5 protein-coding genes and 1 pseudogene are annotated in these 3437 nt (G+C 36.7%); 3 read left to right on the top strand and 3 right to left on the bottom strand.

Features of this window, described 5'->3' with window-relative positions; genetic code table 11:
* Nucleotides 1-75, bottom strand: a 75-nt coding sequence (locus F6K22_RS42730; protein ID WP_363275199.1) for a S49 family peptidase, incomplete at its 3' end; no start/stop codon positions are given.
* 29 nt (nucleotides 76-104) lie between these two features.
* A pseudogene (gene trmD, locus F6K22_RS36355) lies at nucleotides 105-647 on the bottom strand (tRNA (guanosine(37)-N1)-methyltransferase TrmD); the annotation flags it as partial.
* A 709-nt stretch (nucleotides 648-1356) separates the two neighbouring features.
* Here trmD and F6K22_RS36350 point away from each other — a divergent pair.
* The 3 genes from F6K22_RS36350 to F6K22_RS36340 all read left to right on the top strand — a co-directional run bounded on the left by F6K22_RS36350 (nucleotide 1357) and on the right by F6K22_RS36340 (nucleotide 2969).
* Nucleotides 1357-1485 carry a hypothetical protein gene (locus tag F6K22_RS36350; RefSeq protein WP_293109521.1) on the top strand — a complete coding sequence of 43 codons (129 nt, stop codon included), beginning with the start codon at nucleotides 1357-1359 and terminating at the stop codon, nucleotides 1483-1485.
* Between the two features lie 18 nt (nucleotides 1486-1503).
* Nucleotides 1504-1800 (top strand): hypothetical protein, encoded by a 297-nt coding sequence (locus F6K22_RS36345; protein WP_293109520.1) that lies wholly within the window; start codon nucleotides 1504-1506, stop codon nucleotides 1798-1800.
* A gap of 293 nt (nucleotides 1801-2093) precedes the next feature.
* Nucleotides 2094-2969, top strand: coding sequence for a cyanophycinase (locus tag F6K22_RS36340; RefSeq protein ID WP_293109519.1), 876 nt, complete (start codon nucleotides 2094-2096; stop codon nucleotides 2967-2969).
* Nucleotides 2970-3254: 285 nt separating this feature from the next.
* Here the strand turns inward: F6K22_RS36340 and F6K22_RS36335 are convergent.
* The coding region (locus tag F6K22_RS36335; protein ID WP_293109517.1) for a hypothetical protein at nucleotides 3255-3437 on the bottom strand (183 nt) is incomplete at its 5' end.

Genomic DNA, 3437 nt, shown 5'->3' with positions numbered 1-3437 from the left:
GTGTGCCGCCACGTAGTACCCGCCGCTCGCTGCGACCTCACCGAAATACGCAACGACCGGTTTCTTTTCCTTCACCCGGACGACCTCTCGATGGATCAGGTCCGAGGCTTCCGCAGACCCTCCGGGAGAGTCGACCCACAAAAGCACGCCGAGTGCTCTTCGGTCGCGGCGCCTACAGTTCCAGGAAGTAATCGGACTACACCATTAATTAAAGCTAAAGCTGGTATTTCTCCACCTGTAAGGACAAAATCTCCTAAAGATACTTCTCTAGTAACTAAATATTGGACTCTTTCATCAATACCTTCATAATGACCACAAATTAGAATCAGTTGTTCATAATCTGTGGCCAACTCTCGAAACATTCCTTGGTGCATTCTTTCTCCCTGGGGAGTTAATAGAATTACCTCTCGTTGTGAAAGAGTTGGCAATGATTCTACAGCAGCAAATATAGGCTCTGGTTTTAAAACCATTCCCACTCCTCCACCATAAGACTCATCATCAACTTTTTTATATTTATCTGTGGTATAATCACGGGGATTAACTAGATTAACCTTGGCAATATTTTTGTCAAAGGCTTTCCCTAGCAAACCTGAATTGAGAGGTGTTGTAAAAAAGTCTGGAAACAGGGTGATAACATCAAATCGCACGGCAGTTAATCGTATATTAGGGTATCTTGAAAAATGTATAATTTTCAATTGTTGAGATTAATTTTGTAGACTATTGTGTCAGGACTAAATATATAAAATAAAAATTTATGCAGGTAAGTAAAAAAATAACAAAAGTTAGCTCCATTGCATAAATTCGGGAGTGTCAGACTACTGGAAATAAATCTCTACATACTACTATTGACTTTAAGTCTGGAGAAGCAATCGGTAATTTTGGTTATAAAGAAATACTCAATTGCCCCAATTATTTAACAGTCCAAATAGGCGATCGCCAACATATTATGCTCAACCCAGAATACCTACAATATATTAATCATAGTTGCAATCCTAATGTTTTCTTTGATACTGAAAATATGGTGTTGGTAGCCTGAAAAAATATAGAAATAGGAGAAGAGTTTACATTCTTTTATCCATCAACAGAATGGTCTATGGATAGAAGATTTAATTGTATTTGTCAAAGTGAGAATTGTTTGGGATATATTCAAGGTGCTGCTCATTTACCCCTAAATATTTTTAAAAAATATAAATTGTCAGACTATATACAGCAAAAGCTAGGAATAAAGTTTAAGAATTAACAATCTATAAATCCTTTATAAATATCATTTTTTTGAGGATTTATTATACATTGAAAAATTACCTATGCCATTTTTTTGATTTTCTTAGACTAACATTATAAATACTATATTATTATATGTTAGAAATTAGATTAGCTCAGACTCCTGAAGAAAGAGAAGAAATTTTCAAATTGCGCTATCAAATCTATGTAGAAGAATTGGGATGGTTTGAAAAATGTCCAAACTATGAGCCAAACCACCAATAAAAAAAAGTATAAGACCGATTGGACTTATCTGCTAATCTATTCATGGCTCTCAATCATAATGAATTGGTTGGCACTATTAGATGCAATTATACTAAAAACTTAGAATTGGAAAACTTAGATTTAGATTACTATGCAAAACAATATCAAATGGAAAAAGTAGGAGATGCACATCCTTTATATACATCAATTACTGGGAGATTTATGGTTCAAAGTAATTTTAGAGGAAATGGTATAGGGTTGAAAATAATCCAAGCATTATACAAACAACAGTTATTAGATGGAATCAAATTTGATTTTATAGATGCAGAGGCATAGTCTTTCTGAAGGAAAGATTTGGGAGAGTTGCTCTCCTTTCTATTATGTTTATCTGTGGTATAATCACAAAGATTAACTAGATTAGCTTTAGCAATCTATTTATTTATCAAGAGCTTTCCCTAGCAAACCTGAACTTAAAGGTGTTGTAAAAAAGTATGGCAAGAGGGTAATAACATCAAATTGCTTTGTTATAGTAAGCTGGGGACTTGCAAGGTGATAAGATAGTCTACTATTATAACAGATTATTGAAATTATAGAAATTGAATGTGTACCTGCTGTCCAATATTAACAAGATGATGCAGTTAGAGTCTCAAGCCTTAGAACTAGATACATTACGTCCGACAAAAACAACTATTATGGTCATCGGAGGAGCAGAGGATAAAGTTCATGGAAAAGAGATTCTACAAACTTTTTTTAATCGCGCAGGGGGAATAAATTCTAAACTAGGAGTTATTCCTTCAGCTTCCAGAGAACCAGCAGCCCAAGGAGATAGATACCGTAGGGTTTTTGAAGATATGGGCGCTGTTGATATTAAAATATTTGACATTCGGGAAAGGTATCAGGGAGAAGACCCAATCTGGCTGGAGTATTTGGAAGACTGCACCGGAGTATTTATGACTGGTGGAGACCAACTGCGTCTTTGTGGCCTACTTGCTGAAACCCCTTTGATGGACAATATCAGAAGTAAAGCTTTAGAAGGAAAAATAGCACTGGCTGGAACAAGTGCAGGAGCAGCAGTCATGGGCTATCACATGATAGCAGGTGGTGGTAGTGGCTCATCACCAAATAGATCTTTAGTAGATCTGACAAACGGTTTGGCGATATTGCCAGAGTTAATAGTAGACCAACACTTTCATAACCGGAATAGGATGGCCCGTTTGTTAAGCGCGATCGCTGCCCACCCAGACAAAGTTGGTATAGGTATAGACGAAGATACCTGCGCGTTGTTTGAAAGAGATAGTCAAATCCAAGTCATGGGTAAAGGCACAGTCACAATTATAGATCCGATAGAAATGTCTTATACAAATGCTGCCAAAGTAGGGGTAGAAGAACCTTTGAGTTTATCAAATCTCAGAGTACATATAATGTGCCATGGCGATAGTTACGATCTCCATTCCCATACCATGAAACCAGGATTGTCTGAAACAATTATGCCTCTAGACTCATAGAATTTCCGATAATTTATCAGTTCTTGAGCAATTTGTTCCGGTAGATGAGTAGCTGACCTAATTGGTAAACATAAACCGTAAAGCATAAATATACTGAACAATAAATATATTTTGTTTGTTGTTGGAACAACTAAAAGTTTCTGGCATGATGCAAAACAGTAAATTGGCAGCATCTAGAGCAAGTCAAGGTAAATTAATCAATTTAGTAGGGTAGGCTGTACCCGAAGTTATGCCTGTAAACTGGAAGAGGCCAACCTCCCTGGTTGAAGCAGGAAGCAAGCATCTTTAGACTGGTATTACAAGGTTTTTCCTAGTTTTGCCGAAATTTTGTAGGTATTGTACAGCAGAAAGGATTAGTGCATCCTGAAAAAAAGTTTGTAGTAAACAGTTTAACCAATGGTCTGAGCTGAAATTAAAAAGAAAACTGACGTTGCTTCTCTGATTTTGAGCATCACCTTCAAATCCTCC

It is taken from the genome of Okeania sp. SIO2F4 (genome assembly GCF_010672385.1).
Taxonomy (GTDB): Bacteria; Cyanobacteriota; Cyanobacteriia; order Cyanobacteriales; family Microcoleaceae; genus Trichodesmium.
This window is presented reverse-complemented; position numbering and strand designations above follow the sequence as displayed.

Excerpts from the sequence above, each read along its gene's own strand:
- F6K22_RS36340 (WP_293109519.1), top strand. The coding sequence starts at position 2,094 with ATGATGCAGTTAGAGTCTCAAGCCTTAGAACTAGATACATTACGTCCG.
- F6K22_RS36350 (WP_293109521.1), top strand. The coding sequence starts at position 1,357 with ATGTTAGAAATTAGATTAGCTCAGACTCCTGAAGAAAGAGAAGAAATT.